General features: G+C 56.4%; 2 protein-coding genes. Both read right to left on the reverse strand.

The features are described 5' to 3' along the window. On the reverse strand, positions 1 to 2,241 hold a 2,241-nt coding region (gene pglX / locus RR842_RS12265; protein WP_332729918.1), incomplete at its 3' end, for a BREX-1 system adenine-specific DNA-methyltransferase PglX. A gap of 1 nt (position 2,242) precedes the next feature. Then, the coding region (locus RR842_RS12270; RefSeq protein WP_332729919.1) for a hypothetical protein at positions 2,243 to 4,264 on the reverse strand (2,022 nt) is incomplete at its 5' end.

A 4,264-nucleotide genomic window follows, 5' to 3' on the forward strand; every position in this document is an offset into this window, starting at 1 on the left:
CCAAGTTAACGATTGCTTGAATTTAAGTACATCTTTGTAGTCTTGGGGATGTTTTCCCGACACTTCCGAAGCTTCAAAAACACTTCGACCTCCTTGCTCCCAATTAATTACGTGGAAACGATTACCATACCACTTTCTGAATGGTCCGCCTTTTGATATCGGAAACCATTTTCCGCTAGAATTAAGACATTCGTCGTTTGAGGAGATTCGAAAACATTCTGCATTATAATTCGGCTCCCACCAAAGCCTTAAAAAGAGTCCGTTATCGGCGGTTACTATACCTTTTGATGTTACGCCCAGCTCCTTCAAAGGAACACCAATTCTAAATGAAGAATCAACCGCCTCGCTCGCCCAATACGCAATAGGCCAGCCGGGAATAGACTTGAAACTTTCGGCATCAGCGTGGTAAAACCAGCCGCAGTCGGGTTTCTGGATGGCCTCATGAAGAGCGGCGGCTTTATCAGCTTCGCTGGAACCGTCAACTAACCTGAAATAAATTCCTTCTCCTTGCGTCTTGCTATTATCGAACACCGTCGCTGTTGTAGAAACAACTTCGCCGCCGATGGCATCAAATGCACGTGCTCCCAGATGAGCCATCGAGACGATACCGTAATTACCGATAATCTTCTTACGCATCTTCTCGTAGGAACTCAAGAACATCCAAGAGTGCATTGTTATCTCTGCTACATAACCACCTCGCTGGACAAAATCAAGTCCACGTTTAATGAAGCAAGTACACAGGTCATTGCTCTCTTCGGGATATCGATCCTTGACCCATTCTGACGTCCAAGGCTCCAACGCACTCTTTTGCAAGTAAGGAGGATTAGCAATCACCACATCGTACTTCATCACAAGCGGTTCGAGCCTAGACAGGGATTTATCAACCTGCTCCTTCGCACCAAATCCGAAGATACCCTCCTCATTCTCCAAGCTCGTAGCTGCGCTGCGCAAGGCACCCATATCCTCCTCTGTTGGCACGAGCAGGCTCCCGATTTCGTCGAGGTGTGCAAGCGCCCCCAGCAGCTCGGTCTGGTCGAGCAGGAAAGGCGCGCCAAGCTTCTCTTGCTTATGACGAACGCCCACTATAGCGTGGCGTTGTCCCTCGTCGAACTCCACCTTGCCGAGCACGATGATGCGCGGTCTCACGCCGCGTCGCAGGAAGCGGCCATCATATTCACACGCTTTCATCGTCAGCGCAAAGCTCGCCATGGCCGCAGCGCGAGGGTCTATCTCGATACCGGTCAGATTCTTCTCCATAATGAGCTGCGGGATGTCGCGACGCGCATAGCCGCGCTCCTCGTACATGGCAGCCAGCAAGTCGAATGCATACACCAGAATATGACCCGAGCCGCAGGCTGGGTCGAGGACGGTTATCTCCTCAGGACCCTCGATCCGAAGAAACCCGCCCGCATCGCCCTCCGGCACGAGATAGTAGTCCATCTTGGATGCCAACTCGCTTTGAGGACTGTTGAGCATCCAGAGCCTACCGAGGGAGTTCTCGGTCAGATAGCGCACAATCCATTCTGGTGTGAAGAGCTGTGTGGCGCATGGTATGTCCTCCGCAGAAGCCTTGCGCTTCGATGCAAAGTAGTCGTCCTTCTTCTCGGAAACGTAGTACTGGTACATCCAACCCACGATCTGGACGCCCTCGCGCCAGTCGTCTTCGGGGATGTCCACCACACAGCGATTCACGACGCCGCCCTCGCGCAGCAACCCATCGGGCAAAAGCAGCTCCACCGCAGCGCCCACATCCTCGAACACATCAGGCATGCAGTTAGCGAGTTCGGCACATTGGGTCAGGAACAAGTACCGGAACGTCGCCTCATCGTCGCCTGCCTGAACCAGTTCGGCCACATGTACTCGGTCCAGTCCTTCGATATCGACCGACAACGCTTCTGTGAGAACCTGTGGTTTGAAGGAGCCGTCGTTGGCGGAAAGCACGCGAGTACGAGACGGCAGAAGGTCGTTCACTTCCATGAACCGGATCGCCATGATGCGGTTGAACCACGTGTAGGCGGCACGTTCGGCCACCCGTCCGTGCCCCTCTTCGCGGATGGTAGCCAAAAGCTCTTTTCGCTGCTCTTTTTCCGCGGCGGTAAGGACAAACCCGCCCACCGCGTCTGCATCCGCTGTACTTGAAGGGTTCTCGGAGATGTCGTATATCGCGCACCTGCGCTTGACCTCCGAGATGAGCTCACGCCGGGCCCACATACAGTAGGACTTGATCACGGAGTCGTTCATGCTAGTCACCGAGCCTTACCGCATCGTTGTCTTCCAGGGCGCTCATCAGGGTGTTCTTCAGGCTCTGGACGTATTCGTCGACTTCCCCTTCGGTATGCATGGTCTTCGTCGGGCAGACGCGGCTGCGGTGGAGAACGGCGGTTTTGGGCTTCGGCATCGGAGGCGTTTTTCCGCCCCGGCCTTCCTCCTTCTTTCGCCGCGCGTCAGCAATGGCGCTGTCGATCTTGGCGTATTGTTGGCTCGTCCATGTGACAAGCTGGCTCACCTGTGCATCCAGTTGGCTGCAGCTCTCCGTGCCGTGGGCGGCATCCCGTTTCGCGATGACAGCTTGCTCGACCTGGGACACCACCAAGTTTGCGGCGCTTTCGCATTCTTCGCATTCTTCGTCTGCATAGCGTTTAATCTGCTCGACGGCGTCGTCGATGCTTCGCAGCAGGTCGTCACGCTTGACGCCTGCCGCAGCCGAAAGCTCTCTTGTGACGGTGCTGTTGAGGACACCTAAGTCCTTTATGCGCCCGTAAGGCTCGTCCATGGCGAGGATGCCTCGGATTTGAGCGATCGCAGCCTGGGCCTCCGAGCTTCCTTCGATGTAGATGCCTTCGGTGACCAGAGATTCGGTGAGCCTCCTTGAATCGTCGTAGAGGCGCGCCTGCGTGGCGAAGAAACCACGGATCTTCTCAAGGTTCTCGCCGAGGTCAAGCAGGCTGTCATTAGTCTGCCTGTTGGAGAGCGACTTGCAGAACAAGACGGGATCGACCGCGTTTACGAGAAGACTCTCGATGAACTTGCGGCCATCGGCAACGATCTGCTTTCCCGGATAGGGCTTATGCGAGTACCACTTCGCCAGCATCTCTTGGCATTTGTCGGAAGCGTTCTTCAGATGATCTTTCGCGAACACGACAAGACCGTCCTCGTCCCCGGGCACCTGGTTGGTGTCGGCGAAATCCTTCATAAGGCGCTGGACGGACGCGAGGGTAGCCGCTTCGATGGCCTCACGCTTCTCCACCTGCGCCTTGTCGGCATCCTTGCGCAGGTGCTGCATGATGGCATGAGTGTCACCGCTGTCGAGCTGTTTCCCGCCCACGGACATGGCGATGCGCTGCCTGTTCAGCAGCTGCACCATAACGGCCGCAACGTCAATCTCGCGCCAGCCGTAGGGTGCTTTCTGATACTTGCGCTGGAGGTCTCCCATGTTGGTCGCCTGGTGGGTGTACGCCTGTGCGTCGAGGTAGCTCATGACCTCGTCCATCGCCCTCCAGTTAGGCTCATGTCCGTCCATGTCGATCTGGTTGCCCGCCTCGCCGCGATACATAGCGAAAAGGTCGGAATCGGTGTTTGCCGGCAGGTCGATGTAGTTTGCCTTTGTGTAAGTGCTCGTCACGAGGTCGTCCAGGATAGCGTCGAGCCTCTTGCCCGCCGCCTGCTCCTTCACGGTCACGCCGCGGCCGTCGACCGCGAGCCTGCCGCATACGATGGCGTCCTCGAGAGACTTCTTCGCGGCCTTCTCGTTCTCGCGGGCCTCCTCGCGCTTGCGCTTGACTATGTCTTGCTTGGATGGCGACCATTGCGAGGTGGTGCTCATGCGCACGTACTTCTCCACACGGCATGACATATCCAGAAGGTCGTAATAGTCGCCCTCCTCCAGACCCACCAGTGCCTGACCGGTTGACTTCAGCGCGAACTCCGGCTCGGACAGGCGTGACCACTCGTGCGCGTAGGTGATGGTATTCAGCTTCATACCGCCCTGATCCTTGCCGTGCACGCTGTCGTCCACATAGCGGTCGAACGGGAAGTCGTTTTGCCCCACGCGGTGCTTGGTCGTGGTGTAGATGCCATCGAAGAGGATGCGCTTGATCTTATCGGTGACCTCGCTGGCGTCTATCTCAACCTTGGATATCTCGTCCGCGACGTCCTGCTCCTCACTGGTGAGGAAGTTGTACTTGTCGCCGTTTCGGGCGACTTTATTCTCGCGAACAAGACGTTCGAGCGATTCCAGGACCTGCTTGCGCAGGGCAATCTTGTC

Source organism: Gordonibacter sp. (assembly GCF_036667095.1).
Classification (GTDB): Bacteria; Actinomycetota; Coriobacteriia; order Coriobacteriales; family Eggerthellaceae; genus Gordonibacter.